General features: G+C 39.9%; 25 protein-coding genes and 1 tRNA gene. 11 read left to right on the forward strand and 15 right to left on the reverse strand.

Annotated elements, in window-relative coordinates; translation table 11 throughout:
• Nucleotides 1-13 precede the first annotated feature (13 nt).
• Both ggt and PSM_RS10570 read right to left on the reverse strand, forming a co-directional pair.
• On the reverse strand, nucleotides 14-1678 hold the full coding sequence (gene ggt, locus PSM_RS10565) for a gamma-glutamyltransferase (protein WP_013465485.1): 1665 nt from the start codon (nucleotides 1676-1678) through the stop codon (nucleotides 14-16).
• Between the two features lie 111 nt (nucleotides 1679-1789).
• Nucleotides 1790-2335: a GNAT family N-acetyltransferase gene (locus PSM_RS10570; RefSeq protein ID WP_013465486.1), complete on the reverse strand. Its 546-nt coding sequence runs from the start codon at nucleotides 2333-2335 to the stop codon at nucleotides 1790-1792.
• A 49-nt stretch (nucleotides 2336-2384) separates the two neighbouring features.
• Here PSM_RS10570 and PSM_RS10575 point away from each other — a divergent pair, with 49 nt between their 5' ends.
• A complete protein-coding gene (locus PSM_RS10575) occupies nucleotides 2385-2750 on the forward strand; it encodes a hypothetical protein (RefSeq protein WP_013465487.1) in 366 nt (121 codons plus the stop codon).
• A gap of 72 nt (nucleotides 2751-2822) precedes the next feature.
• On the opposite strand, the gene PSM_RS10580 is transcribed toward PSM_RS10575, so the two are convergent.
• A complete protein-coding gene (locus tag PSM_RS10580) occupies nucleotides 2823-5045 on the reverse strand; it encodes a TonB-dependent receptor (RefSeq protein ID WP_013465488.1) in 2223 nt (740 codons plus the stop codon).
• Nucleotides 5046-5418: 373 nt separating this feature from the next.
• On the opposite strand from PSM_RS10580, the gene PSM_RS10585 reads away from it, so the two are divergent.
• The 3 genes from PSM_RS10585 to PSM_RS10595 all read left to right on the forward strand — a co-directional run bounded on the left by PSM_RS10585 (nucleotide 5419) and on the right by PSM_RS10595 (nucleotide 7823).
• Nucleotides 5419-6015: a LuxR C-terminal-related transcriptional regulator gene (locus PSM_RS10585; RefSeq protein ID WP_013465489.1), complete on the forward strand. Its 597-nt coding sequence runs from the start codon at nucleotides 5419-5421 to the stop codon at nucleotides 6013-6015.
• Nucleotides 6016-6257: 242 nt separating this feature from the next.
• Nucleotides 6258-7403: a porin gene (locus PSM_RS10590; protein WP_013465491.1), complete on the forward strand. Its 1146-nt coding sequence runs from the start codon at nucleotides 6258-6260 to the stop codon at nucleotides 7401-7403.
• 12 nt (nucleotides 7404-7415) lie between these two features.
• Nucleotides 7416-7823, forward strand: a complete 408-nt coding sequence (locus PSM_RS10595) for a phosphate ABC transporter substrate-binding protein (RefSeq protein ID WP_013465492.1) — start codon at nucleotides 7416-7418, stop codon at nucleotides 7821-7823.
• 106 nt (nucleotides 7824-7929) lie between these two features.
• Here the strand turns inward: PSM_RS10595 and PSM_RS10600 are convergent, their stop codons facing one another.
• The 8 genes from PSM_RS10600 to rlmE form a co-directional block, all read right to left on the reverse strand.
• Nucleotides 7930-9555, reverse strand: a complete 1626-nt coding sequence (locus tag PSM_RS10600) for a methyl-accepting chemotaxis protein (protein WP_013465493.1) — start codon at nucleotides 9553-9555, stop codon at nucleotides 7930-7932.
• Between the two features lie 250 nt (nucleotides 9556-9805).
• A tRNA-Leu gene (locus PSM_RS10605) sits at nucleotides 9806-9890 on the reverse strand.
• 78 nt (nucleotides 9891-9968) lie between these two features.
• A complete protein-coding gene (gene secG / locus PSM_RS10610; protein WP_013465494.1) occupies nucleotides 9969-10322 on the reverse strand; it encodes a preprotein translocase subunit SecG in 354 nt (117 codons plus the stop codon).
• 1 nt (nucleotide 10323) lies between these two features.
• The gene (gene tpiA / locus PSM_RS10615) at nucleotides 10324-11073 is read right to left on the reverse strand and encodes a triose-phosphate isomerase (RefSeq protein WP_013465495.1); all 750 of its coding nucleotides are present in this window, start codon (nucleotides 11071-11073) and stop codon (nucleotides 10324-10326) included.
• 72 nt (nucleotides 11074-11145) lie between these two features.
• Complete coding sequence (glmM, locus tag PSM_RS10620; protein WP_013465496.1) at nucleotides 11146-12495, reverse strand: phosphoglucosamine mutase; 1350 nt, start codon at nucleotides 12493-12495, stop codon at nucleotides 11146-11148.
• Nucleotides 12496-13341 carry a dihydropteroate synthase gene (gene folP, locus PSM_RS10625; RefSeq protein ID WP_013465497.1) on the reverse strand — a complete coding sequence of 282 codons (846 nt, stop codon included), beginning with the start codon at nucleotides 13339-13341 and terminating at the stop codon, nucleotides 12496-12498.
• 95 nt (nucleotides 13342-13436) lie between these two features.
• Complete coding sequence (ftsH, locus tag PSM_RS10630) at nucleotides 13437-15380, reverse strand: ATP-dependent zinc metalloprotease FtsH (RefSeq protein WP_033104106.1); 1944 nt, start codon at nucleotides 15378-15380, stop codon at nucleotides 13437-13439.
• 66 nt (nucleotides 15381-15446) lie between these two features.
• A complete protein-coding gene (gene rlmE, locus PSM_RS10635; protein WP_013465499.1) occupies nucleotides 15447-16076 on the reverse strand; it encodes a 23S rRNA (uridine(2552)-2'-O)-methyltransferase RlmE in 630 nt (209 codons plus the stop codon).
• Nucleotides 16077-16164: 88 nt separating this feature from the next.
• Between rlmE and yhbY the strand changes: the two genes are divergently transcribed.
• Nucleotides 16165-16461 (forward strand): ribosome assembly RNA-binding protein YhbY, encoded by a 297-nt coding sequence (gene yhbY / locus PSM_RS10640; protein ID WP_008112687.1) that lies wholly within the window; start codon nucleotides 16165-16167, stop codon nucleotides 16459-16461.
• A gap of 58 nt (nucleotides 16462-16519) precedes the next feature.
• On the opposite strand, the gene PSM_RS10645 is transcribed toward yhbY, so the two are convergent.
• A complete protein-coding gene (locus PSM_RS10645) occupies nucleotides 16520-17008 on the reverse strand; it encodes a SixA phosphatase family protein (RefSeq protein ID WP_013465500.1) in 489 nt (162 codons plus the stop codon).
• The gene (locus PSM_RS10650; protein WP_013465501.1) at nucleotides 17008-18159 is read right to left on the reverse strand and encodes a serine hydrolase domain-containing protein; all 1152 of its coding nucleotides are present in this window, start codon (nucleotides 18157-18159) and stop codon (nucleotides 17008-17010) included. Before PSM_RS10650 ends, PSM_RS10645 begins: the two co-directional genes overlap by 1 nt.
• Before the next feature lie 115 nt (nucleotides 18160-18274).
• Here PSM_RS10650 and PSM_RS10655 point away from each other — a divergent pair, with 115 nt between their 5' ends.
• The 6 genes from PSM_RS10655 to PSM_RS10680 all read left to right on the forward strand — a co-directional run bounded on the left by PSM_RS10655 (nucleotide 18275) and on the right by PSM_RS10680 (nucleotide 24108).
• On the forward strand, nucleotides 18275-19084 hold the full coding sequence (locus PSM_RS10655; RefSeq protein WP_013465502.1) for a hypothetical protein: 810 nt from the start codon (nucleotides 18275-18277) through the stop codon (nucleotides 19082-19084).
• Between the two features lie 92 nt (nucleotides 19085-19176).
• Nucleotides 19177-20034, forward strand: a complete 858-nt coding sequence (locus PSM_RS10660) for a MipA/OmpV family protein (protein ID WP_013465503.1) — start codon at nucleotides 19177-19179, stop codon at nucleotides 20032-20034.
• On the forward strand, nucleotides 20024-20410 hold the full coding sequence (locus PSM_RS10665; protein ID WP_016899250.1) for a DUF3019 domain-containing protein: 387 nt from the start codon (nucleotides 20024-20026) through the stop codon (nucleotides 20408-20410). The genes PSM_RS10660 and PSM_RS10665 overlap by 11 nt, the downstream gene beginning before the upstream one ends.
• 57 nt (nucleotides 20411-20467) lie before the next feature.
• Nucleotides 20468-21172, forward strand: a complete 705-nt coding sequence (locus PSM_RS10670; protein ID WP_013465505.1) for a response regulator transcription factor — start codon at nucleotides 20468-20470, stop codon at nucleotides 21170-21172.
• An 86-nt stretch (nucleotides 21173-21258) separates the two neighbouring features.
• Nucleotides 21259-22548 carry a HAMP domain-containing sensor histidine kinase gene (locus tag PSM_RS10675; protein ID WP_013465506.1) on the forward strand — a complete coding sequence of 430 codons (1290 nt, stop codon included), beginning with the start codon at nucleotides 21259-21261 and terminating at the stop codon, nucleotides 22546-22548.
• A gap of 204 nt (nucleotides 22549-22752) precedes the next feature.
• Entirely contained in the window at nucleotides 22753-24108 is a 1356-nt protein-coding gene (locus tag PSM_RS10680) for a sodium-dependent transporter (protein WP_013465507.1), read from the forward strand.
• Nucleotides 24109-24162: 54 nt separating this feature from the next.
• On the opposite strand, the gene PSM_RS10685 is transcribed toward PSM_RS10680, so the two are convergent.
• Nucleotides 24163-24606: a GNAT family N-acetyltransferase gene (locus PSM_RS10685; protein ID WP_013465508.1), complete on the reverse strand. Its 444-nt coding sequence runs from the start codon at nucleotides 24604-24606 to the stop codon at nucleotides 24163-24165.
• Nucleotides 24607-24658: 52 nt separating this feature from the next.
• Complete coding sequence (locus PSM_RS10690; protein WP_013465509.1) at nucleotides 24659-25402, reverse strand: sporulation protein; 744 nt, start codon at nucleotides 25400-25402, stop codon at nucleotides 24659-24661.
• Nucleotides 25403-25708 lie beyond the last annotated feature (306 nt).

The following is a 25708-nucleotide window of genomic DNA, read 5'->3' on the forward strand; positions in this document are numbered from 1 at the left end:
GCAAACGCTAACGTTAAAACACGATTGCTTTTCCTCTACCGCTTTGCTCTGACGCCGCATCTAATTTGCCATTATGATTAATAATCACATGCATATCACCAAAGTGGCGTTCGTCCACTGTGTAGCCCATTTTTATCAGCTGTTGTTTTACTGATGGCTCCAAGCCGGCATGTGCTCTGATAACATTTTTTGGCCATAACTGATGATGAAAACGCGGGCTATTTACCACATCATCGGCGCTCATATTAAATTCAATCGCGTTGAGTATCGATTGATACACCGAGCTAATAATAGTAGTGCCACCTGGCGACCCTGTTACCATTTTCACCTGATTATTACTGAGTAAAATAGTGGGGGTCATAGAGCTGAGCATACGTTTATGCGGCTGAATTTCATTTGCTTTGCCGCCAATGGCACCAAATACATTCATAACCCCGGGTTTAGCGCTAAAGTCATCCATTTCATCGTTTAAAATAAAGCCTGCGCCTTCTACCACCACACCACTACCAAAGCCTAAATTAATGGTGGTGGTATTAGCTACAGCGTTACCCATGTTATCGACAATGGAAAAGTGAGTGGTTTGCTCGCTTTCTTTTAAACCGGGTTTAATGTTTTCGGTGGTTGAAATAGCCTTTAAATCTATACTGCTACTACGGTTTTTAAGATAATTTTCTGCAAGTAGTTTTGCTGTAGGTACTTGGTAAAAATCAGGATCGCCTAAGTACTCTGCTCTATCGGCAAATACTCGCTTACCTATTTCAGCCAATAAATGCACATACCCTACTGAATTATGTTGTTGTGCAGGCGTTGGTTTTTTTAGCTCATACATTTTCAGCCATTGCAATATAGCAATGCCGCCTGAACTTGGTGGCGGTGAAGTAAGCACTTGGTAGCCATTCCAGTTCGCTTTTATAGGAGTCCGCGATTTAGCACGATAACGTTTTAAGTCATCTTGGTTAATGATCCCGCCATGTTGGTGCATAAATTTTGCAATAATTGCGGCAGTTTCACCTTGATAAAAGCCATCTTGACCGTCATCGCGAATGCGTTTGAGTGTGGCAGCTAGCTCTGGTTGTTTAAAAAGCGCACCTGCCGTAGCTGTAGCAAAATAACTGGCAAAATTTACTTTAATGTTTTTATTATTTAGATGCGCTATATAGTCCTCAATCAGCTGAGCCAACTTTTCAGGCACAACAAAGCCCTGCTCTGCTAATGTTACCGCAGGTTGCACTAACGCTTTCCACGGTAACGTACCATGCTTTTTATGGGCTAACCACATTCCTGCGACACTGCCAGGCACGCCACTAGCGTGTATGCCGTAAATAGATTTATTTTCAATTACTTGCCCCTGCTCATCTAAATACATATCACGATGCGCGGCACTGGGCGCGGTTTCGCGGTAATCTATAAAATCACCTTTTCCATCTTTATGGATAAGCATAAACCCACCGCCACCAATATTACCCGCTTCGGGGAGCGTAACGGCTAATACAAACTGAGCAGCAATAGCTGCATCAATCGCGTTGCCGCCTTGCTCTAACACGGCTTTTGCAGCGTGGGCACTAAATGTGTCGGGCATCGCCACCGCACTTTGTTTAGCCGCTACATTAAAAAAGCCTACTTGTATTATTAAGACACTGCTAATAATTAGCATGCGTGGTGAAAAAAGTGATCCCATCCCATATCCTTAGGTTATTTTTATACATTGATGGCAAACATTAATGCACAGTAACAAACACTAGGTCAATATTTATACGCCACATTTAAAGAGCTTAGGATTGTTGTTAGATTATCCACATGACTTTGAATAAAGTACGGCGGTTAAATTTGAGCCATCCTCTATATGAATATAATAATGTTTAAGCTGCATACCGAGTTTTTTCATAACATTAATTGAGCCAACATTTGAGGTCAGTGCTGTAGCGCTAATTGCCTTTACTTGGCGTTGTTTTTCAAGCTCTGAACAAATAGCGCCTGCCGCTTCAATAGCATACCCTTTGCCCCAACTCGCTTGCTTAAACCGCCAGCCCACTTCAATATCACTAAAATCAGGCGTATCTGAAAAAAAGCCCATCGGCCGAACAAGCACCCATCCTATAAAGGTATTGCTTTCACGCAAGGTTACTTGCCATAACCCCCACCCTTGTTGCTCGTTACGATAAGCAAGCATTCTAGGAATACTGACTGTTTTTATCTCTTCAAGCGAAGTGGGTTTACCTTGTGTTAAATACTGCATAACGGCTGGGTCTTGATCGAGCTCGTATAATTGCGGCCAATCATGTTCGTCCATTAATTTAAAACTTAATCGTGTTGTTACAGCTATGTTCATTTTCATTGTTGTATAGTTACCTCTGAAATATAATTTTCTCTAAAGGAGATAGTAAATGAAGAAATTAGCAGGTTTAGCTTTATTAGGCACTTTAATTACGTTAACTGGCTGTGAAGATGCCAACGAAGTAAAACAAGATGCAAAAGAAACAAGCGCTCAAGTGAAAGAAAAGCTTGATGAAACTTGGAATGAAGTAAAGGAAAAAACCAATGAGCTTAAAAATGATGAATCATTAAATGAGCTACTTGAAGAGAGTAAAGAAATGGGCTTAGACATGTACGACGACGGCAAAGAAGTAGCTGTTGATGCATGGATTAAAAGCAAAGAAGCGGCTGGCGAGCTGACTGAAAAAACCAAGCAAAAAGCACGTGAAATTGCCGCAGAAATTGAGCAGGCACGTAAAGAACATAAAGAAGGTTAATTATTTTTAACCATAAAAAAAAGGTAAGCCATGGCTTACCTTTTTTGTTTTACTTTTAAAGTAAAATATAGATTATAGTTCAAAGTCTTTTTTGAATTTTAAACCAAACTCACTACGATCATTACTGCGCATAACGCCAACAAAGCCAGTTTGCTGTAGACGTCCTACATCGTAAACTTCGTTTAATACGTTTTCGCCATATAACGTCACTTCCATATCACCGTATGGGTTAGTGTAAGAAATATTAAAGCCAACGAGCTCACGCGAATCAATCGTTTCACTCTTATTGAAAACTGATTGACCTTGCATTTCACTGCGGTATGAGTAATTTGCATTCAATGCAACTGTGCCACCATTACTTAAATCTACAAAGTAAGAAGGCGCAACCATCACTGTCCAACGCGGGGTCAATGCTGGTGAATCACCTTTACCAATACCTTGTACGCCCTCGGCGACTTCGGTAATCTCTGAGTCTAAATAACCTACCGCACTGCGAATAGTAAAGTCATCAGTTATTGCAATTGTGGTTTCAAGTTCAATACCTTGCGCTTTAGACTGACCTGCATTCTCAACGATAGTGACAAAGCCACCACCCGCAGTTGGATCTGAGAATGGTAGTGCTAAGTCAGTGTAGTCGGTAACAAACATCGCAAGCATCATAGACACATTTTCATGTACTTGGCCTTTTAAACCAATTTCGTAGTTAACTGCTTTGGTTTCATCAAACGATACAAACTGATCTGGACCACCAAATGGGCGCGGCGGGAAACCACCTGTTTGATAGCCTTTTTGTACTTGGCCGTACACATTCATATTATTGCTAAGCTGGTATGAAGCATTAATATCCCATGTCACTGCATTAAAGTCTGCACTAATGTATTTACGCTCTGAAAAGCTTGGGAAAATCGCATTCGCGTCTTTTTTATCTTCTGAGTAACGAAGACCACCGCCAATTGTTAAATCATCCGTTAAATCGTAACTACCGTTAATGTAAGCTGCGTATGAGTTTGTTTCTTGATTGATTTCAAAAAATCCAAAGCCACCAAATGACGGAGTAACTCCATCATTTAACAGACCATTTGGCGTGTTAAACGGGCTAAATACAAAATCTTCTGAGCGAGTAAAACCATCTTCATTAAAGAAATATAAGCCTGATACAAAGTCCATTTTGTCAAACGTTGCGTTTAACTGAACTTCAAAAGAGTATTGATCTGCACCGCCTACTTCTGGGAACTCAGATAAGTTAAGTGGTGATGCATCATCATCTAAGCCACCTTCATACTCAGAAGTGCGGTAGCTTGAAATAAACTTAGTTGTATACGTGTTATTAATTGCCCAATCAGCGGTAAATGACGTACCCCAACCTGAATATGAGGTTGATTCAATACCGGCAACTGTTGTGCCTAAATCATCTGGATTCGATGGAATTAAGTCTTCAGTTAATAATGGGAAATCGCCATTGAATACATCATTTGAATCTAATGAATCTGTTAGTTCAATAGTATAAGGTGATTGACCTGATTCATTATCAACCCCATCTAATGAGAAAGTAAACGCTAAGTCGCTGGTGGCTTCGTATTTAAGCGCGATACGACCACTAAACTCTTGCTCTTCACCAATTTCTTTTTCAGGGTTAGCTAAATTTACCGCCGTACCTACACCGTCACGTTGTTTGTATGACGCACTGGCTGACATGCTTAAATCATTGGTTAGTGCATTATTAAAGTAAATATCGCCAGCAATACGCCCACGGCTACCCACTTTAGCAGTTGTCGTTAAAATACCTTCATCACCAGGCTGCTTAGTAATTACGTTTACTGCACCACCTAATGTATTACGGCCATAAAGCGTGCCTTGTGGTCCACGTAGAACTTCAACTCGCTCAACATTAGGAAGCGATAAGTTAGACCCCATTTGGCGACCTAGGTAAACGCCATCTAGGTAAACACCTACACCGGGATCGGTTGTTATAATGTGATCTTGTAAACCAATGCCGCGAATAAATACAGAAGCATGTGCCGCGTTACCAACACCATAACGAGTAATGTTTAAGTTAGGAACGTATTTGCCAATGTCTTCTAAGTTACCCATATTGGCTTTATCAATAAGGTTAGCGCCTATTGATGTAATTGCAGTTGGAGATTCGAACAGGCTCTCGGTACGTTTACGTGCTGTAACTTCAATTTTTTCAAACGCGTCTTGTTTGGCAGTGGTTTTAGCTTCTTGTGCATTTACGGAAGTTGTTAGGGCTGCAATAACCGCTAAACTTAACTGTGAGAGGGTGCGTAATTTCAAGGTTTTCTCCAAAGGGTATTAATTTAATTATGCGTTATATGTTGTGTAAACATAAACTGTAGGCATAAAAAAAGATGCTTAGATGCATCTTTCCTCTGGGAGTGTATTGTATTACATAAAAGTTACAAAATGTATATTTAACTTTAGTTTATACAAAAAAATTAATTTTCAGTTTTTAATCTGAACTAATTATCTCAATAATGACGCAACTTTGGTTTTAAATTAAGACTTTAACATTAGCCAGCAGCCATGTTGTGCATAAATCGCACACATAATTTATTGTGAAAAATACATTAAAGCTACATGAGATTATGACAATATCCAAAGACCCTTTATATTTAAGTCTACAGTAAAGCCATTTTTAGGTGAAAGCATGATAAAAAAACAGACCACACAATCAGCTAACATGCTTTTTAACAACAACCACTATAATCCATTATTTTTTACTACATTGAATAACGACATATTGTTGGTATGCTACTCAGCCCTAAATTCTCTTACTAATTACGAACTTTTAAACCAATTTATTCATACTAATAATTACCAAGGGCTCGTTATTTTTAATATCCCTAAAAATACCGATGCGGCTTCACTCAAAGAATGGCCAAATTTAAAAGGTCTTTTTTATCAAGATACTAGTGAAGAGTTGTTCAATAGAGGGTTAGATGCAATTAAACAAGGTGAATTGTGGTTTCCACGAACCATTAGTGACATTTGGATGCGCCAAATGCTCGATACAGAGCAAAAAAACGCTTTGCAAACAGCTAACCTAACCGATAAAGAAATTAAAGTACTCAATCTACTCTTTAGCGGACTTCATTCCAGTGCTATTGCTGATAGTTTATTTATAAGTGAAGCGACGGTGAGAGTGCACTTACATAAAATTTATAAAAAAATAGCGGTCAAAAATAAACAGCAAGCAATTCGTTGGTGCCAAGATAACCTAAAAAATATAAATTCACGTTTATAACTAAAAAAATAATTACTACTTAATGCGTACTGCAGTAAATATTATCTCATCATAAATAATTCTAAAAAACTCAGCTAGTTACATTACCTTAAAATATAAAAGCCTTAATTTTCAATCACAATCATGTGTTCTTGTTGCAAAAAGGTGGTGAAAAGTACTTAATTTATTAATTTTAATTAGAAAAAAGTTAATACTCGTCTTATACTGCAGCGGGATACACATGAAATTAAATAGGATACACAATGAAAAAACTATCTGTAGCAGTAGCAATTTGTTGCGCACTTGCCACAAGCAACGCGAGTGCTGAAGTTCGTATTAATGGGTTTGCTTCTATTGTCGGTGGTAAGTCGCTCGATAGTGATCAAACTTTATATGGATATGATGATGATATTTCATTCAAAAATGAAAGCGTATTTGCTCTTCAGCTAACTGCTGATTTGCAAGAGAAGCTATCCGCTACAGCCCAAATAGTGGCTCGCGGCGAAAATGATTTTGATGCCGATTTTGAATGGGCATACTTAACTTATGAGATATCTGACGAATTACAGATCAGTGCTGGTAAAATGCGTGCACCGTTTTATCGTTACTCTGACTTTTTAGATGTTGGCTATACCTACCGTTGGGTGCGCCCACCTCAGTCTGTATATAACTTACCTTTTTCAACCTATGAAGGCCTAAGCTTATTACATACAACTCAGCTTGGTGATTGGGACTCTACTCTACAGGTTATTTACGGCAGCTTCGATGATAATATTGCCGTAGTATCTGTTAATGGTGATACCGAGCTTAATGATATTGCAGGGTTAAACTGGACATTAAGTTACGATTGGTTCAGTGCTCGCGCTGCTTACTTTGTTGCCGAAACGAGTATTGAGATTGAAAATGATACGGCCGAAGGTATGGCCCTTAACGGCTTAGAGCAAGCCCTTCGTAACTCAGGTTTTGTTGACCAAGCTAACAGTATTGCTATTGACGAAGACGATGGTGCATTTTTAGCGCTTGGCTTTTCAATTGATTACAATAATATCTTGTTTGACGCTGAATACACACAGTTTGAAGTAGATAACAGCGCGCTCGCTAAGCAAACTCAATATTACACATCTTTAGGCTACCGTATGGATGAATGGCTTGTTCATTTAACCTATGAAAATAACGATGATGAGCATGACAGTAATCGTTATAATGCAATCCCAACTGTGCCGCAATTAAATGCTGGCCTTAACCAAGTTTTGGAAGGCTCTAAAGCAAAAAGTAATGTGTACACTATTGGTGCTCGTTATGATTTCCACCCAATGGCTGCCTTAAAAGTAGACTTTAGCCGCTTAAAAGATGACATAACAAATACTGAAACCGACGTAGTGGCCGTTGGCGTTGATTTAGTATTTTAATTGGAGCGAATCATGAAAAAATTAATTTTAGCCAGCATGCTAACATTATGTAGCTCAGCAGTTTTTGCTGAAGTTGCAGTCATCATTAACCCTGCGAATGCTAATGCAGTAAGCCAAGACGATATTAAAAAAATATACCTTGGCAAGAGCAAATCGTTTGCCGATGGCACCAAAGTTAATCCTGTTAATCAAAATGGCACTGCAGTCGCTGATGAATTTAACGACAAACTTGTTGGTAAATCGGGTAGTCAGTTAAATGCCTATTGGTCAAAGCTCGTATTTACAGGTAAAGGTACACCGCCGGGTAAACTTGATAATGACCAAGCTGTGATTGATTTTGTCGCTGCTAATGCAGATGCAATTGGCTATATCGATAGCGCCAAAGTAAGTGATAAAGTTAAAGTAGTGGGTAAGTATTAATCTGCTAAATTAAAATAAAAGCCCGCAATAAATACTTTATTGCGGGCTTTTTTATCCCTTAACGTTTTACAAAATCATAAAACGTTAAAGTAATGTGCTTTAGCAACTACTCAATTTTAAACTTAGCAGTTGCATCTAATAAGTTATCTGAAAGGTAATGTAAGTTTTTAGCCACATCTCTTACTGCTTTTAGTGAGCTCATAGTATCTTCAAATGAAACATGCATATTAGATACGTTGTCTACAACCATTGCAGCAACAGAGGTTTGCTCTTCTGTTGCTGCTGCAATTTGCGAGTTCATGCCATTAATTTCTAGTATTTGCTCTGCAATTTTTTCAATCGAAACACCGGTTTGCTCTGCTGCACTAGCATTATCGGTTGCCATATCTCTTGCAGAGGTCATCGCACTTACAGATTCATTAGCTGCCACACTTAATGTACTTAACAATTCACGTATTTCATTAGTTGACTGCGCCGTACGAGAGGCAAGCTCACGGACTTCATCTGCAACCACGGCAAAGCCTCGGCCATGTTCACCCGCGCGTGCAGCTTCTATTGCGGCATTTAGGGCTAATAAGTTTGTTTGCTCGGCAATGGATGTAATTACATTTAATATTTGCGATACATTTTTAGTGTCATCAGCTAACTTATTAATGGTGCTGGCCGCTATATTAATTTCATCACTTAGCGTTCGCGACGCATTTACAGACATTTTTACTTGTATTCGGCTTTGATCTACTTCTTTTTCTGCGGTTTGCACGGCATTAGATGCGCTTGCAGCTGATTGTGAAATATCACCCACGCTTTGCTTCATTTCTTCCATCGACTGTTTAACAACATCTGCATCGGTGGTTTGTTTGGTGGTCGCTCTCTCCGCTCGCTCCATCCCTTGTACAAGACGGGTTGAATTTTCCATTAACGGTTCACATACCGCGATGACTTCTAAAACGGTTTCTCTAAGCAGGCTAATAAAAGCATTAAAGTTTATAGATACCTGTCCTATTTCATCCTCTGAGTTAACAGCAAGCTTGGTACTTAACGACCCTTTACCACTTGCCAAAAGGCTTAAATTATTAGCGGCATCACTAGCTGATGAACCGATATTACGCGCTATCCAAATAGCCATAAGTAATAACAGTGCTAATGAAACTACCGCAACAACCAGCATTAAGTTAAGTGCGTCATCTGAGCGTGCTTTTGTATTAGCAACAAGCTGGAAAAAGCGATCATCTGCTTTTTGCTGTGCGCTTTTAAAGCTGGTTAATACGGCTTCGTATAGGCTTGTTTTAAGCTGAGCTTGTTGTTGAATTTTACTGAAATCTGCCGTGCCATTAACCATACCATTGGCAATAGTTGCAGATATTTTTTCGTAATTAGCTAGTCGTGTTTTTGTATCATTATCAATATAAGAGGTATTAATTGCCTCAATCGCACCAAGATTAGTAACCAACTGCGCATAGGTTTCACTCGCCTTTGTTACTAAGTCTTGCTCACCAAAGGTTACAGCCTGGGTGTATAATTCATCTAATTTTTCTAAAATACTTACGTTAGCCAAGGTTAATTTGGCTACTTTATAAGACGATTTCTCCATTTCATTGAGTGATATGCGATTTTCGTTCATGGCAAAGTAGTTAACCAAAACGATTACTAAGAATGCGATGATCGCTATAGATGTAATTGCATGTATTTTTTTAGTAATGCTGAGGTTTTTAAAAGAGAAACCTGAAGCCATATTCATTTACTCCGTTTAATTATCTATAGTTATTATCGGCTTAAGATGCACAAATGTTAACTTTATTTTTAACTTTAGACGCTTTTTATACATAAAGTTAAATATACCGTAATAATCTTTCGTAAACACTAACAATTGAAATATAGAGTGTTCTACTCAATGATCAACATTAATCCTAAAAGAGTTGTTTAATATTTTAAATTGTAGGCACAAAAAAACCAGTAACATTGCTGTTACTGGTTTTTGTATTTGGTGCGGATGGGGGGACTTGAACCCCCACGCCCGAAAGCACTACCCCCTCAAGGTAGCGTGTCTACCAATTCCACCACATCCGCATTTTTTAAGCTATTGCTTAGTGTTAAGTCCGCATGTTTATTTGAGGGAAATAAACAACTTAACGATTTAAAACTAAATTAATTTGGTACGTCAGAGCTTTGCTCTTTAGTTGATGTGACTGGCACATCTTCTTCAACTGGAGTCACTGTTTCAACAGCTGGAGCCGCTTCTAGGTTTTCCCATTCGTCAGTCTTTTTAATTTGACCGGCAGTTAGGTTACCTAACACAATACTAAGCACAAAAAAGATTGTAGCTAATACCGTTGTCGTTTTCGTCATGAAATTCCCAGCCCCAGAAGAACCGAAAACTGTAGACGATGCGCCGGCACCAAATGATGACCCCATGTCCGCACCTTTACCTTGTTGGATCAAAACCATACCAACAAGCGCTAAAGCTACAATTAAATACACTACTAATAAAATTTCGTACATCTTATACGGTCCCTTTTGCACTATTGCAGATAGCAGTAAATGATTCTGCTTTTAAACTTGCGCCTCCAATTAGGCCGCCGTCTATATCTGTTTGCGCAAATAATAATTCGCTATTTTTTTCATTAACGCTACCACCATATAAGATGGTTAGCCCTTGTGCTAAATCGCTATCTAGTGCAGCAATTTTGTCACGGATAAATTTGTGAACACTTTGTGCCTGTTCAGGCGATGCAGTCTTACCTGTGCCTATAGCCCAAACGGGCTCATATGCTATCACAGATTCTTTTAGTGCTGCTACACCTAATTTATTAATTACTGCGTCAATCTGCGCAGCAACTACTTGTTCTGTTTGACCGCTTTCTTGCTCTGTTTCGCTTTCGCCAACACATAAAATAGGCGTTAGACCTACTTGTTGCGCGCGAGCAAATTTTGCAGCAACGGTATCATTGCTTTCTTTGTATATGCTGCGTCGTTCAGAGTGACCAACCAGTACATATTTCGCACCTAGCTGCTTAATTAGCTCTGCATCTACTTCACCAGTAAACGCACCTGGGGTATTTTCAGACACTGTTTGCGTGCCTGTTGTTACACCACTTGCAATCATTGCTGGGACTAGAGGAAACGGAGGAAATAAAACAATGTTTACTTCAGAAGATTTAACATCGTTAATAGCATCAGACAGTTGTTGAACGAGTTCTAATGAACCATTCATTTTCCAGTTGCCTGCGACCATCGCTTTGCGTGCTGCCATTTTCCCACTCCACATTAGAAAGCGGGCGAGATATTAACTCGACTCGCCCAAAGTTACAAGAGGTTATTGTTATCAATCAGTTTGTTTGCTCATAGATTCGACAACCGCTGCTATTTTCTGTGCACTATCTATTACTATTTTTTCTTGCTCAGCTTCAACCATTACTCGTACTACAGGCTCAGTGCCTGATTTACGCAGTAATACGCGCCCTTTATCTGCTAAGCTTTGCTCTACTTCAGCAACTGCAGCGAGCACTTCGGGTGCTTGGGTCGGATCAGTACCGGCAGTGTAACGTACGTTAATCATTTTCATTGGGTACTTAGTAAAACCGGCTCCTAAGTCTTGAAGTGTACGATTTTGTGCTACCATAGCAGCAAGCACTTGTAAGCTTGAGATGATACCATCACCCGTGCTGATTAAATCTAAATTCAACACATGCCCTGAGCTTTCACCGCCAATTTTCCAGCCTTTTTGCTGCAGCAGTTCCATCACATAACGATCACCGACTTTACTGCGAGCAAAAGCAATGTTTTTTGCTTTTAACGCATTTTCAAGTCCCATATTCGACATAACCGTGCCAACAACACCACCGCCTAAATTGTCATCTTGTGCAGCTTGGCAAGCAATAATATAAACCAAATCATCACCGTCGAATACCCGGCCATTATGATCAACCATCATCACACGGTCGCCGTCGCCATCATAGGCGATACCGACATCCGCTTTATGCTCTAGTACTTTACGCTTTAATGTATCAACATGGGTTGCGCCACATTCATGGTTAATGTTTACGCCATTTGGCTCACATGCATGGGTGATCACCTCTGCACCAAGCTCTCGCATTACAGAAGGAGCAATATGGTATGTAGCACCATTAGCACAATCTAAAACAATTTTAATTCCTTCAAGGGATAATCCTTGTGGAAACTGGCTTTTACAAAATTCAATATAACGGCCATCAGCGCTAGATAAACGTGTTGCTTTACCTAACTTGTCAGAAGCAACACAGGTCATAGGCTCGTCAAGCATCGCTTCAATTTGTAGCTCTACCTCATCATCTAACTTTAAACCTTGGCCATTGAAAAACTTAATGCCGTTATCATAATAAGGATTATGTGATGCGCTGATCACTATCCCCGCTTCAGCGCGAAACGTTTGCGCTAAATAAGCAACTGCAGGCGTTGGCATAGGCCCTAAAAGAATAACATCAATACCTGCTGCAATTAATCCAGCCTCTAAAGCAGTCTCCAGCATGTAACCTGAAATACGAGTGTCTTTACCTATAATGACTTTTTTAGTGCCATGAAGTGAGAGTACACGCCCTGCGGCCCAACCCAATTTCATCGCAAACTCTGGGTTAATAGGACCTTGACCTACTAAACCACGCACACCGTCCGTGCCAAAATATTTTCTTTCTTTCATTTAAAGTACTCCTTGTTTGCAGGCTTGATATACGCCAAGCACATCTGCGGTTTCTTTTACATCATGCACACGAATAATGTGTGCACCGTTTTGTGCGGCGATCAGTGCTCCAGCTAAACTGCCTGCCAATCTATCGTCTGTGTCTCTATTTAATAATTTACCAATCATTGACTTACGCGATAATCCCGCGAGCAAAGGAAGTCCCAATTTTGCATAATCGTTAAATTGAGCCAATATTTGATAATTATGCTTTAGTGTTTTTCCAAAACCAAAACCAGGATCTAAAATTAACTGGCTTTGTTTAATGCCAGCAGCTTCACATGCGGCTATTCGCTGGCTAAAAAAATCGTTTATCTCACCCGCTAAGTCATTATAGTGAGGAGCGTGTTGCATACTACGAGGTTGCCCTTGCATATGCATTAAACACACTGCTACCTCAGGAAACTGTGCAACCACATCGATTGCGCCGGGCTCTTGCAATGCCCGTACATCGTTGACAATATCAGCACCGGCTTCAATCGCTTGGCGCATCACCTCAGCTTTACTGGTATCGATTGAAATAACGCAGTCACTTTGCTCACGAATAGCTTTAATAATAGGAATAACACGCTTTAGCTCATCTTCAAGGCTAACATCAGGTGCGCCTGGGCGTGTTGACTCGCCACCGATATCTAAAATGGTCGCACCATCATCAAGTAATTGCATCGCATGACTCAGCGCGGCAGTTGTATTTAAGAACTGACCGCCATCAGAAAATGAATCAGGGGTAACATTCACGATCCCCATAATCACAGGCTCTGCAAAATCAAGCGTTCGGCCACGCGCAAGGTTAATTTTATTATTCATCGCTAACCTTAATATGTGATAATTTTAGTTATTTACATCAAACTGATACAAAAAAGCCCCGAACTTCGGGGCTTTTGGATATGTTATTTTAACGATTATTCAGCTTTATCATCAAGGTTTGTTTCATCTTTTTTAGATTCATCAGCTGGTTTTTGTACTTCATCAACTGGTTTGTCTTTAGAAACATCTTCTTTTTCTGGTTTAGCTTCATGACGGTCATGCGCATCACGTGGTTCACGTACAGGCTGACGAGCCATTAAATCATCAATTTGCTTCGCATCAATGGTTTCATACTTCATTAATGCATCTTTCATTGCATGCAGAATATCAATGTTTTCTTTCAATATTGATTCTGCACGTTGATAGTTGCGGTCTGAGAATAAACGTACTTCTGCATCAATTACTTTCGCCGTCTCATCAGACATGCTCATAGAGCGACCACCGCCGCCACCCATGTACATCTCACTTTGATCTTCAGCGTAAAGTAATGGACCTAATTTTTCGCTTAAGCCCCACTGAGTCACCATCTTACGCGCAATATCAGTGGCACGTTCAATGTCGTTGCTTGCACCCGTGGTTACTTTGTCTTCACCATAAATGATTGCCTCAGCAATACGACCACCGTAAAGGCTTGAAATCATTGATTCTAAAAGCTCTTTAGAGTGACTAACACGATCTTGTTCTGGTAAATACATAGTCACACCTAGCGCTCGGCCACGTGGGATAATAGATACTTTATAAACCGGGTCGTGCTCTGGCACCATACGACCTACAATTGCGTGGCCAGCTTCATGGTAAGCCGTCATTTCTTTCTCTTGCTCACTCATAACCATGGTCTTGCGCTCAGCGCCCATCATGATTTTATCTTTCGCAGCGTCGAATTCAGCCATACTAACAACACGTTTATTGCCACGCGCAGCATACAAAGCCGCTTCATTTACAAGGTTAGCGAGATCAGCACCCGAGAATCCTGGTGTACCACGTGCAATCACGGCCGCTTCAACGTTATCGCCTAATGGCACTTTACGCATATGTACTTTGAGAATTTGTTCACGACCACGAATATCAGGTAAACCGACCACTACTTGACGGTCAAAACGACCAGGACGAAGTAACGCAGGGTCTAGTACGTCAGGACGGTTTGTCGCAGCAATAACGATAATACCTTCATTACCTTCAAAGCCGTCCATTTCAACAAGCATTTGGTTTAGAGTTTGCTCACGTTCATCATGGCCGCCCCCCATACCAGCGCCACGTTTACGCCCTACCGCATCAATTTCATCGATAAAGATAATACAAGGAGCTGCTTTTTTAGCTTGTTCGAACATGTCACGTACACGTGATGCACCTACACCTACAAACATTTCAACAAAGTCAGAACCCGAAATAGTAAAGAACGGTACTTTTGCCTCACCAGCAACCGCCTTGGCAAGTAATGTTTTACCTGTACCTGGAGGACCGACCATAAGTACGCCTTTAGGAATACTACCGCCTAATTTTTGAAACTTAGAAGGGTCACGTAAAAAGTCCACCAGCTCGGTTACATCGTCTTTGGCTTCATCACAACCAGCTACATCAGCAAAGGTCGTTTTGACTTGATCTTCACTCATTAAGCGGGCTTTACTTTTACCAAATGACATGGCGCCTTTGCCACCGCCACCTTGCATCTGACGCATGAAGAAAATCCACACACCAATAAGCAGGATCATAGGGAACCAAGAAATAAAAATGCTTGCTAAAAACGATTGCTCTTCAGGTTTAACACCTTTAACGTTCACATCGCTTTTTAACAAATCATTTAAAATGTCTTTGTCATAAATAGGCATAATGGTTTGAAAACGCTCGCCACTATTTTTTATGCCAGTAATTGTGCCACTACCACTTTCAATGGACACTTCTTGTATAGAGCCGCTACGGGCGTCTTTTACAAATTGACTGTAACTTGTTTGACGATCAACTTGATCGCCGCCATTAAAGCTCTGAAATACTGACATAAGCACTACTGCAATAACCAGCCAGAGTATTAGATTTTTCGCCATATCGCTCAAGGGGTTAACCTCTTGTATCCAATTAATTTAAATTCAACTAAACGCCAAGCAACTGTACTACAGTTTGTATCCAGTCGCTACTATATATACTTCCCGAGAACGGGGACGCGAGGCATCCGGTTTACGTATCTTCACTGCTTTAAAACTATTACGTACATCTTGCAAATATTGATCAAAGCCTTCACCTTGGAATACTTTAACAATAAACGCGCCATTTTTCTTTAAAACTTGGTTGCACATATCAAGTGCAAGCTCAACCAAGTACATGCTACCTGCCTGATCAACCGAGTTATTGCCACTCATGTTAGGTGCCATATCAGACAATACCACATCTACATTTTTACCATCAATGCGTTTTAACAATGCATCAAGTACCGCTTCTTCACGAAAATCGCCTTGTAAAAAGTCAACGCCCGCTAAAGAGTCCATAGGTAAAATATCACACGCAACCACTTGGCCTTTGTCACCCACTTTTTCAGCTAAGTATTGTGACCAACTCCCTGGGGCCGCTCCTAAATCAACAACTGTCATCGCTGGGCGCAATAACTTATCTTTGTTTTGGATTTCGTCTAATTTGAAAACAGCTCGAGAGCGCCAGCCTTTTTTTTGCGCTTCTTGAACATATTTATCATCAAAATGTTCTTTAAGCCAACGTTGTGAACTGGCTGACTGTTTTTTATTTGTCATAAATTAACACGCAACTAATTAGTAATATTCTCTAGATGGCGTTAGAATACCCTTAATTCAAGCCATATTCAGCAAAATTTGTAATATCATGACATTATCAAACAAACAAAAGCAGTTTTTAAAAGGTCAGGCGCATAGCCTTAAGCCTGTAGTTTTACTAGGTTCTAACGGTTTAACCGAAGGCGTAGTAGTTGAAATCCAAAGCGCACTAGAAATTCACGAATTAATTAAAGTGAAGGTGCCAACAGACGATCGTGAAACCAAAAAGCTTATTTTTGATGCTATTGTTCGCGAAACAGGGGCTACTAAATTACAGACTATCGGTCATACGATTGTGCTTTATCGTCAAAGCCCTGAGAAAAAAATTCAATTACCTCGTGGCTAATAAGGCCATTTAAAGGTAAAACAAAAAAACCAGCCATTGCTGGTTTTTTTATGCCTGCTTAAAAACCCATTGTCAGCGTTTTAACTTCATAACTATTATTTTCTAGTTTACCCACTAAATAATAATGCCCGTACTGACTCTCATCCATACTTTCAATAGCTTGGTTACTCAATAATGAAGCCAACTGCGGTGTGGTATTACTATGCCCTATTACTACCACAACGCCATTTTGTGCTAATAATTGTTTTTTCAATGTCATTAGATCAGCAGCATCATAGGTAATAACTTTAATATTATAATACGCGGCTAATGGCGCTGCCGTGTTTAGGGTACGGTTATAGTTACTGCTGAATAACGTTATGTTTGGATAGGTGTTAACTAACGAAACCAAGTGCTCAGCACGCGCTTGGCCTTGGGCAGTTAGAAATGGATTTTCCCCTGTTTGTTTTTCGCTATGTCGAAACAAGTAAACCTGTTCAGGGACAGAAAAGGCGGGTTGGCAAATAAGTAATAATGCTATTAACAATGTTTTTATGTGGGCGTTCATTATTGCTTCTCTCGTTTATATGCTAATAGGCGATTTATAAACTCAGTTGTAAGCTCATTTATGAGTCCAGTTTCTGCATTTAAAATTAAGCTAAAGCCAACATTTAAGTGTGGAAACACAACCAAATCACTGCGATAACCTTGCACCCAACCACTGTGGTAATAAAGCGTTTCATCATCATAATCATACACACGCCAGCCTAGCCCATAGTAGGCTTCGTTCATGTGCTCTCGCCATACTCGTCTGTAGCGTTCTTTTTTAGTATGTGTATAAGGACGCGTTTGCGTGGCCAATGCATCTAAGGATAATACCGATGGATATTGCCCTAATTGCGCATTTAACCAAATAGCCATATCTGACGCACTAGCGTTTACCCCAGCTGCCGGAGCGACTTTATAATAATTCTTTTTCAAACGGGCACTGTACCAACGCTTTTTCCCACGCACATGAGGGTGTGCGTAGTTACTATCTTGCACCATGGCATCGTAGCCTAAACTTGCATCGTTCATTTTTAGAGGGATAAAAAATGCGTCATTGAGCCACTGAGTATAAGTTTTGTTGGTGCTTTTTAAAATCACGTCATCAATTAAACTAAACATGACATTTTGATAGCCGTAACAGTCACCGGGTTCGCATATGGGTTTTACACTTAATAGCTTTTCTACAATATCGCTATACCCCATTCGCGATTCGATTAAATTATCGTATGCATTCGGTACTAGCCCACTAGAATGGCTTAAAATATGAAAAACCTTTAAATCATCTTTGTAGTCGGTTTGTTTAAATTCAGGAATGTAATGACTAACAGGAAAATACAAATTAAGTTGTTCTTCATTTGCAAGTTTTGCCGCTAACGACCCTGCAAACGTTTTAGATACTGAGGCCAAACGAAACCGAGTGTGTGGATTAATTTTTTGCCCACTGCGCACTTTGGTATGCCCCATAGTATGTATATAGTCACGCGCTTGTGCGTTGACGATGGAAAGCGCTCCGCCCGGAATCTTTTTTACTTTTAGTTTTTTTTCTACGTAGCGTCCATAATTTTTAACAAAAGCTTCCCAGTCAGGATCTGTGCTTGCGCTTGCCTGTAAATGCGTCCCTAAAATACATAAAGCAAAAAAATAAAAGGGTAAGGAGTTAAAATACTTCATTCTTAGCTAATTTTTCTTTTTTAGTCATAATCAGCCTCTATAATATCATGAACTTTTGCTCGGACTAACGTACAATATGTTCGATTAATGGCTTTTGAGTGGATGTAAAATATTTATGCGTTTTTTAGTTGTATCACTTTTTATTGTATTAGCTTCAGGTTGTGCCGTAGTTAAGCAGCCTGCAGAACCTTTAGCAATGCCTGCAAAACCTTTGCTTAAGAGTCAAACTTACCAACTTAAATATGAAACCGAGCATGCTTCACCGAAAGTAAAATCGGTGCAATTACCTGCACATAACATTAAAAAAAATCAGACTGTCAGAGTGATCGTAGACCGTGCAAGTGTCACCGACACATTAGTATCTCAAATTAGCCAAGCACTTAACGATAAACAACTAAAAGTTACCACAACCGATAACAGTGATTACACGTTAGCTATCCATCAAGTTGACCTTGAGTTTATAGATGATGCTAAGTACATCCTAGCGCAGCCAGAAAAACCTTATTCATTGTTTTCAAAAGTAGCACAGCAATTCCCTTCTCAACAATGCGCAAATATACTGGCACAAGTTAGTATGCGCCTTACACACAAAGCATCGGGAGATGTAGTTTGGTTTGCCAAATCATCAATAGATAGTGCAAGCTTTCACCGTGAGCCCCTAATCTATAGCTTTACTGAAGAAAAGAAGATCACTAACGAGTTAGAAGTTGTTGCGTTTATTCATAAACATAATACCGAACAGGCTCGGCTTAAGCGTGCTGAACTTAAAAATGAAGTAACGGCCCCTGCTTATAAAACCATTACTAAACTGAGTCGTTTAACTAAATTAAATGGGCCATGTACACGTACTGAGATAAGCGCATTAACTCCCATGATGCAATTTTACTTAAGCAGTATACTTATCGATAAAATTAAGGTTCAGTAGTTGCAGGACGACCGCTACATTTTTTTACAGATTTAGCCAAGAGTTTGACAATATACTACCCTTTTAAGCAAACTCTAATTTAGGTTCCAAGGATGAAGCATTTCCCACAAAGACATTTTTTCCGTTGTACAGCCTTATTGTTTGCGCTCATTTTTAGTGGCCAGAGCACAGCAAGCAATCGTTACTATGCCGATAACACATTGGAACCCACTACAGGGTTTGCCTGGGACTGGAGTGCAGGAGCTGGTTATTACATAGAAGATTCTTATTTGGTGGGGATGAATTCTTATGATGTTGGCGCCGAGTTAGATTTAAGCCTTGCGGTTTCTTACGATAATTTTTACCTTGATTTTGATCATAATCAACTCAGCGGTGGACTTGTTTTAGGCTATAGCTTAATTAACAAATACGATTGGGGCCTTGATTTATTAGGTACTAATTCGCAAGCCGGGTTTGACGAACAAGGCTTAGGTATTTATAACGATGGCATTATTGAGCCACTGCGCGGTATCAAAAAACGTAACTATGATTTTGATACTGGCCTTCGATTAACACGTCGATTTGAAAACTCACAAATTTCCCTTGAATACTTACATGATATATCTGGTGCTCATAATGGCTGGGTGGCAAACGTATTTTTTAGTCATATTCAGCCTTGGCGTAATTGGGAGTTTCGCTCTGGTATTGGCCTAAGTGCCTACTCTGCAGATTTTACAAACTATTATTTTGGTATTGATAGCGATGAAGCAAACGCAACTCGCCCTATTTATCAAACCAATGCCAGTACCAGTATTATGTTTGAATTTCATGCTGAATATCCCATTAATCAAGATTGGGTCTTTTTAGCAGGCTGGTTAACTACTTGGTTTTCAAAAGAAATTGATGACAGCCCAATTATTTCCCAAGGATATCAACACAAAGCCAAGGTAGGCGTGCGTTATGTACTTTAGATTTTTTTACTGTTTATTGTTTAGTTATTCAGGCTCTTTGCTGGCAGCCCCAGTGCAAATACCCGCTCAATTGAGTGCAGTACCTGATACCTGTGTGGCCTTACGTGAAGGACGTCACTGTTACGCCGATGTTGTTTTGTCATGGCAGCAAGTAGAAGTGGGAAATTATTGTCTACGCGATGCCACCTCAAAGTACATTATGCAGTGCTGGCTTAAACAGCGACAAGGTTCGTTTAATTATGCCTTTGACTCAACGCAAAGTATTTCGTTTGAACTATTTGACAGTAATACATCACAAGTCATTGCCGTCACAGAAGTAAAATTACAATGGGTGTATCAAAATAGGCAAAAAAAGCGGCGTTGGCGGTTATTTTAGTCACACACTATAAACATTATGATAGCTAAACATCATTTAGGTATGCGAAGAAAGCTTATGGATAATTACGGTACTATTTTACTGGTTGAAGATGATATTTCTCTTGCACAATGGGTCACTGAGTATTTAACAGAGCAAGGCTATGTTGTACATGTATGTCATCGAGGTGATGAGGTAATAAGCCAAGTAAAACGTTTAAACCCACAACTTATTTTACTCGACATTATGCTGCCAGGGCTTGATGGTATTAGTGTATGTCGTGATCTACGTAGCTTTTATCATGCCCCAATTATAATGCTTACTGCCCGCGATGAAGAAATGGATGAAGTCATTGGGCTAGAAGTCGGTGCTACCGATTATATAATAAAACCAGTACGCCCTCGCGCATTGCTTGCACGCATTAAATCTGCCTTGCGCTACAGTAGCGACACGCCTAAAACCGATGATCAAGCAAATATGATCAATATCGGTCAATTAAGTATTAATACCGAGTCACGCAACGTTACCCTTAACCAACAGGATGTGAACATTTCAAGCGCAGAGTATTTATTACTGCATTACTTAGCCAGTAATGCAGGACAAGTTGTTTCCCGCGATGCGGTGTTTAAAGCAACCAAAGGCAGGGAATATGATGGCTTAGATAGAAGCGTTGATGTGCTTATTTCTGCCTTGCGTAAAAAGTTTAATGATGACCCACAAAAACCAGAAAAAATTAAAACCATTTGGGGACGTGGTTATTTGTTTGTGACTACAGCGTGGTAAGTTTTAATGCCTGAGTGCTTAAAATAATTAGCGCGATAGTAATAAAAGTCACTTCAGTACACCCAGCCTATTATGGAATAGCATCAATGAAAAAGTTTTATATTTCACTACTAGGCAGTGCGCTGCTTTCAATTATTGTTTTAGGTTGGCTTATTGATGCATTTAGCCAACAAGCGCATGCGCCTTTGGATGAGTTTAGCGTTCAAAGCCAGATTATTGTCGGGTTAAGTAAACAGCTCACGGCGCTTAAACCCGATGCTCGCCCGCAACAAGTAACAAAACTAGCCGCTGACTTTGACCTTATACTTAACTACAAATTAAATCAGTCGCTGGCACTGCCCTTAGCGCTATTAGATAAAATGCAAACCCAAGGCGGATTAATACTCGAAGACGAGCAAGGCTTTTATATGCTCTACACAAATGATGAGTTAAGTCCTTATCATTTAACCATGCGTTTAGATAAACCCTATGAGGCCACACAACGAAACGATATTATTTTAACGCTATTATTTTACACTGGCTTATGTGTTTTTATGGGTTTTATTATTACCCCTTTAGCAAAGCGCCTTACGGTGTTAAACGAAGCAGCAAAGCAATTTGCATCTGGTAATGTTAAAGCGCGTATTACCCCCTCTCGATTTACCTATATAAAAGATGTGGAACTGACCTTTAACCGTATGGCGAGTCAAATTGAAAAGCTAGTTGCTGAAAACAAGCTAATGGCCTCCAGCTTATCGCATGATATTAGAACTCCAATTGCTTGCTTACGCTTTGGTGTCGACGCCGCTCTTGATAGTCATGACGAGAGTAAAATAAAGCATTATTTAACTCGCATGGAAACCGACTTAGACCATATGGAGTCAATGCTAAAAAGCTATTTAACGTTTGCTACTTTAGAGCAAAATGCGAATAAGCTTACTTACTCATCAGCAAACCTTAAACAATACCTAAGTGATATTGTATTGCAACTTGAGCCTAGAATAACCTCTCGCTCGCTTAATATTTCTTTAGAATGTGATGATCATACCGTTTATGCTGACTTACATTGGCTGGCAAGAGCAATCTCCAACTTAATTAATAATGCCTGCGACTTTGCAAATCACAGCATTCAAGTAACCGCTTCAGTACAAGAACGTTTTCTGGTGGTGAACATCGCCGACGACGGACCAGGCATTGCTCAAGAAAATAATCATAAAGTATTTAGCCCATTTTTTCGTGAACGCAGCCACCGTAATCGCAGTGATAATAGTTATGGCTTGGGGTTAGCAATCGTCGCCAAAGTTGCCGATTGGCATCATGGCACCGTAAAAGTGAGTAAAAGTGAACGGCTCTCAGGCGCCTGTTTCACATTAACCATCGCTCAGTTTGAACATTAATCAACAATGCAAAGATGCTCAATACAGCTGATAAACGAAATATAATTAAAAAAATTGTGCTATTTATAATCAAAATACGCACGTGTTATTTATACAGCTAAATAAAACGCAATAATTGTGCAACAGAGACAAATAAGCACTTTTTATTTAATTACAATTCCAGTAGATTGTCACGGCGTCGAAAAAATAGAGAAGCAGAATAATATGAGTGCAGTAAGAGGTGAGTTTAGCTCCCGCTTTGGTTTTATAATGGCTGCGGCAGGATCAGCTGTTGGCTTGGGTAATATTTGGGGTTTTCCGACTCAAACAGCAAGTAATGGGGGCGCTGCATTTTTAGTCGCGTATTTAGTACTGGCTTTCTTTTTAGCCTACCCCGCTTTAATGGCAGAACTGATGATAGGTCGCCATGGGCAAGCTAATGCGGTTTCTTCATTAACTAAATTAACCACGCGACCATGGCAAAAGCAATTTGCCTTTGCTGTCGGTTTTGGTGGTATTTTATGTGCTGGATTTATTTTAAGTTTTTATGCCATTGTTGCCGGTTGGATGTTAAGTGCCACTTTAGAACCGGTAACCACATTAGTAGGCGCTGATGCCGCCTCTTTATGGTTAAGTGAGCAGTCGCTTACTCGTAATATTCTTTTCACTGTTTTATTTATTATTTTAACTGTTGCTATTATCAGCCGCGGTGTAGAAAACGGCATTGAAAAATGGTCTAAACGCTTAATGCCCGCTCTGCTCGGTATTTTGTTTGCCTTAATTGCCTACGTGATGACTCAAGAAGGCGCTGTTGAGGGGTTAAAAGCTTACTTAGTCCCTGACTTTTCTTCTATTTTTGACCCTACATTGTTAGTGAGTGCCTTAGGCCAAGCTTTCTTTTCACTGTCACTGGGCACCAGTGTGATGATTATATATGGCTCATATATCAGTAAAAAAGAAAACCTTGTGTCCCTTGGCGCGTATGTAACCTTAATTGATGTGTTTATAGCGTTTGTAGCGGGTTTATTGATCATCCCTGCTATGTACGTGGCACAAGCGCAAGGTGTTGAAATATTCTCTTCAACTACAGGTAAACTTCTCTCTGAAGATACTCTCGTATTTCAGGTATTGCCTGCCTTATTTGATGGCATGGGTGGTGTAGGTTTATTTGTTGGCTTTGCTTTTTTTGCATTGATGAGTATTGCCGCACTAACTTCATCTATTTCCATGTTAGAAGCGCCAGTGTCGTACACGGTAGAGCGCTTTGCGATGAAACGTGTTCAAGCAACGTGGTTAATAGGCGCTTTAATTGCCATAGTGAGCATTACCATTGTGTGTAACCTAGGCACTTTATTTGGCTTAGTGATCACCCTAACAACCAAAGTTGCACAACCTTTATTAGGGCTTATGTGCTGTATATTTGTAGGTTGGATCTGGTACAGATCGTCACTACTAAAAGCGATTCAACAAGGTAACCCTGAGGTGCATAATACGTTATTTTGGAAGATATGGCCTTGGTATACTAAGTTTGTATGCCCTATTGCCATTAGCTTAGTATTCTTACATTCCCTACTAAGCTAGTTAAAAGATGCATAAAAAAGGCCCACATCAGTGGGCCTTTTTAGTGGAGCGATACTACTGCTTTAAAATCATATCCTGATGGGGTATGCCATCTTCTATATATTCATCACCAACACATTCAAAACCGAATGCGCGATAAAAATTCAGTAGGTAGGTTTGTGCGCCAATATAAATATCGCGAGTCGGCCATTGCGCCTTACAGCATGCTATTGCTTCATTGACTAACTGTTTGCCTAATCCAGAACTTCGCTGTGATTGAGCAACCAATACACGCCCTATCGCACTGTACTGAGCATCTTTTTCATAACAACGGGCATAGGCATGCACCGATAGCCCATCAAGTAAATAGACATGATGTGTAGAGTCTGCGATATCGTGATCATCAAGTTCGGGGTAAGGACATGCTTGTTCTACAACGAATACGTCGACACGTACACGCATGATTGAAAACAGGGTTTGGGAGTCGAGCGCAGAGAATGGCTCACATTTAAACGCCATTTAAATACCTTTTTTATTGCAGGGGCTTACCTAAAGTAAGCCCCTAAAGCGATTAAGCAAATAATCGCTCTAACTGATCACATAACTGCGATAAATTAACATGGTCATGCTCTATGGTTAAATCAACATAGCCATCACTTCTAAACGCTCTGTCTAATTCAATCAATACATGGGTTTTATGCGCTTCAGGAATAAACGACAACTCAATTTCTTTTATGCCAAACAAACTGCGGCTATTAGGCTGATACTCAAGCTCTTGATAACACCCCGACACAGATTGAAAAGTAGGAGCACGTAAATGGCCTTGCTCTACATCGGCTTTAACTAAACTAAAACCAAGCTTTTCCATCGCTTGCATGCATGTTTTAACCGCCTCATTAGGATAAATGTGTAAATGGTCTTTATCTGTTGGATCAAGCGCAAGGTCAATATCAAGGCCTGTTTCTAACCATACATAAGATTGATTATAACCTGCATTAATTTCAGTTATAGGCGTTTCTGAGTGTAAACGGGCTTCAAACGGAATAGTTCTTACTTCACCGGGCTCAATAATACCAATATCGGTAATGCGCCACTGGTCAATCACATGATTAGTGAAATAATCACCGTCTTCACTCGCCACTTTGACACGGGTAACTAACATTAAGTCTAAACCGGTAATTTCTTGGCTCACATCGCCTGCAGTAATTACAATTTGCGCGTTAAATAATTGCCCCGGCTGAAGATGCTCGGTCTCTAAAATAGTATCTACTTTGGCGGCACCAATGCCTACCGATGCTAAAATCTTTTTAAACATATTTTCTCCTTAAGCTAAGCAACTCTAATGTTTGCTTACGCTTAAACTCCTTCGTTATGGCATCTTAACCACATTTAAAAGCTCTTGTCAGCGAAAAACTGCTATTTACATGCTGTTTACCATAAAACTAGCCATATATGTGCGTTTTTTATACATTGAAGCTACTTTACCTCTGCATAAACTGACAGTAGCAATCATTTGATAAATACTCACTATCACGTAACTAACTGCGTTAAATAAGTAGATTAATTGTCAATAAGCATTGTTTTTCGCTACACTACAGTGCCTAAAAAAGTGGTATTAATA

This window comes from Pseudoalteromonas sp. SM9913 (assembly GCF_000184065.1).
Lineage (GTDB): Bacteria > Pseudomonadota > Gammaproteobacteria > Enterobacterales > Alteromonadaceae > Pseudoalteromonas > Pseudoalteromonas tetraodonis.

What these genes read in the sequence shown, in the direction of transcription:
- ggt (WP_013465485.1), bottom strand. Translation starts at nt 1,678, where the DNA reads ATGGGATCACTTTTTTCACCACGCATGCTAATTATTAGCAGTGTCTTA.
- PSM_RS10570 (WP_013465486.1), bottom strand. Translation starts at nt 2,335, where the DNA reads ATGAAAATGAACATAGCTGTAACAACACGATTAAGTTTTAAATTAATG.
- PSM_RS10575 (WP_013465487.1), top strand. Translation starts at nt 2,385, where the DNA reads ATGAAGAAATTAGCAGGTTTAGCTTTATTAGGCACTTTAATTACGTTA.
- PSM_RS10585 (WP_013465489.1), top strand. Translation starts at nt 5,419, where the DNA reads ATGATAAAAAAACAGACCACACAATCAGCTAACATGCTTTTTAACAAC.
- PSM_RS10590 (WP_013465491.1), top strand. Translation starts at nt 6,258, where the DNA reads ATGAAAAAACTATCTGTAGCAGTAGCAATTTGTTGCGCACTTGCCACA.
- PSM_RS10595 (WP_013465492.1), top strand. Translation starts at nt 7,416, where the DNA reads ATGAAAAAATTAATTTTAGCCAGCATGCTAACATTATGTAGCTCAGCA.
- PSM_RS10600 (WP_013465493.1), bottom strand. Translation starts at nt 9,555, where the DNA reads ATGGCTTCAGGTTTCTCTTTTAAAAACCTCAGCATTACTAAAAAAATA.
- secG (WP_013465494.1), bottom strand. Translation starts at nt 10,322, where the DNA reads ATGTACGAAATTTTATTAGTAGTGTATTTAATTGTAGCTTTAGCGCTT.
- tpiA (WP_013465495.1), bottom strand. Translation starts at nt 11,073, where the DNA reads ATGGCAGCACGCAAAGCGATGGTCGCAGGCAACTGGAAAATGAATGGT.
- glmM (WP_013465496.1), bottom strand. Translation starts at nt 12,495, where the DNA reads ATGAAAGAAAGAAAATATTTTGGCACGGACGGTGTGCGTGGTTTAGTA.
- folP (WP_013465497.1), bottom strand. Translation starts at nt 13,341, where the DNA reads ATGAATAATAAAATTAACCTTGCGCGTGGCCGAACGCTTGATTTTGCA.
- ftsH (WP_033104106.1), bottom strand. Translation starts at nt 15,380, where the DNA reads ATGGCGAAAAATCTAATACTCTGGCTGGTTATTGCAGTAGTGCTTATG.
- rlmE (WP_013465499.1), bottom strand. Translation starts at nt 16,076, where the DNA reads ATGACAAATAAAAAACAGTCAGCCAGTTCACAACGTTGGCTTAAAGAA.
- yhbY (WP_008112687.1), top strand. Translation starts at nt 16,165, where the DNA reads ATGACATTATCAAACAAACAAAAGCAGTTTTTAAAAGGTCAGGCGCAT.
- PSM_RS10645 (WP_013465500.1), bottom strand. Translation starts at nt 17,008, where the DNA reads ATGAACGCCCACATAAAAACATTGTTAATAGCATTATTACTTATTTGC.
- PSM_RS10650 (WP_013465501.1), bottom strand. Translation starts at nt 18,159, where the DNA reads ATGAAGTATTTTAACTCCTTACCCTTTTATTTTTTTGCTTTATGTATT.
- PSM_RS10655 (WP_013465502.1), top strand. Translation starts at nt 18,275, where the DNA reads ATGCGTTTTTTAGTTGTATCACTTTTTATTGTATTAGCTTCAGGTTGT.
- PSM_RS10660 (WP_013465503.1), top strand. Translation starts at nt 19,177, where the DNA reads ATGAAGCATTTCCCACAAAGACATTTTTTCCGTTGTACAGCCTTATTG.
- PSM_RS10665 (WP_016899250.1), top strand. Translation starts at nt 20,024, where the DNA reads ATGTACTTTAGATTTTTTTACTGTTTATTGTTTAGTTATTCAGGCTCT.
- PSM_RS10670 (WP_013465505.1), top strand. Translation starts at nt 20,468, where the DNA reads ATGGATAATTACGGTACTATTTTACTGGTTGAAGATGATATTTCTCTT.
- PSM_RS10675 (WP_013465506.1), top strand. Translation starts at nt 21,259, where the DNA reads ATGAAAAAGTTTTATATTTCACTACTAGGCAGTGCGCTGCTTTCAATT.
- PSM_RS10680 (WP_013465507.1), top strand. Translation starts at nt 22,753, where the DNA reads ATGAGTGCAGTAAGAGGTGAGTTTAGCTCCCGCTTTGGTTTTATAATG.
- PSM_RS10685 (WP_013465508.1), bottom strand. Translation starts at nt 24,606, where the DNA reads ATGGCGTTTAAATGTGAGCCATTCTCTGCGCTCGACTCCCAAACCCTG.
- PSM_RS10690 (WP_013465509.1), bottom strand. Translation starts at nt 25,402, where the DNA reads ATGTTTAAAAAGATTTTAGCATCGGTAGGCATTGGTGCCGCCAAAGTA.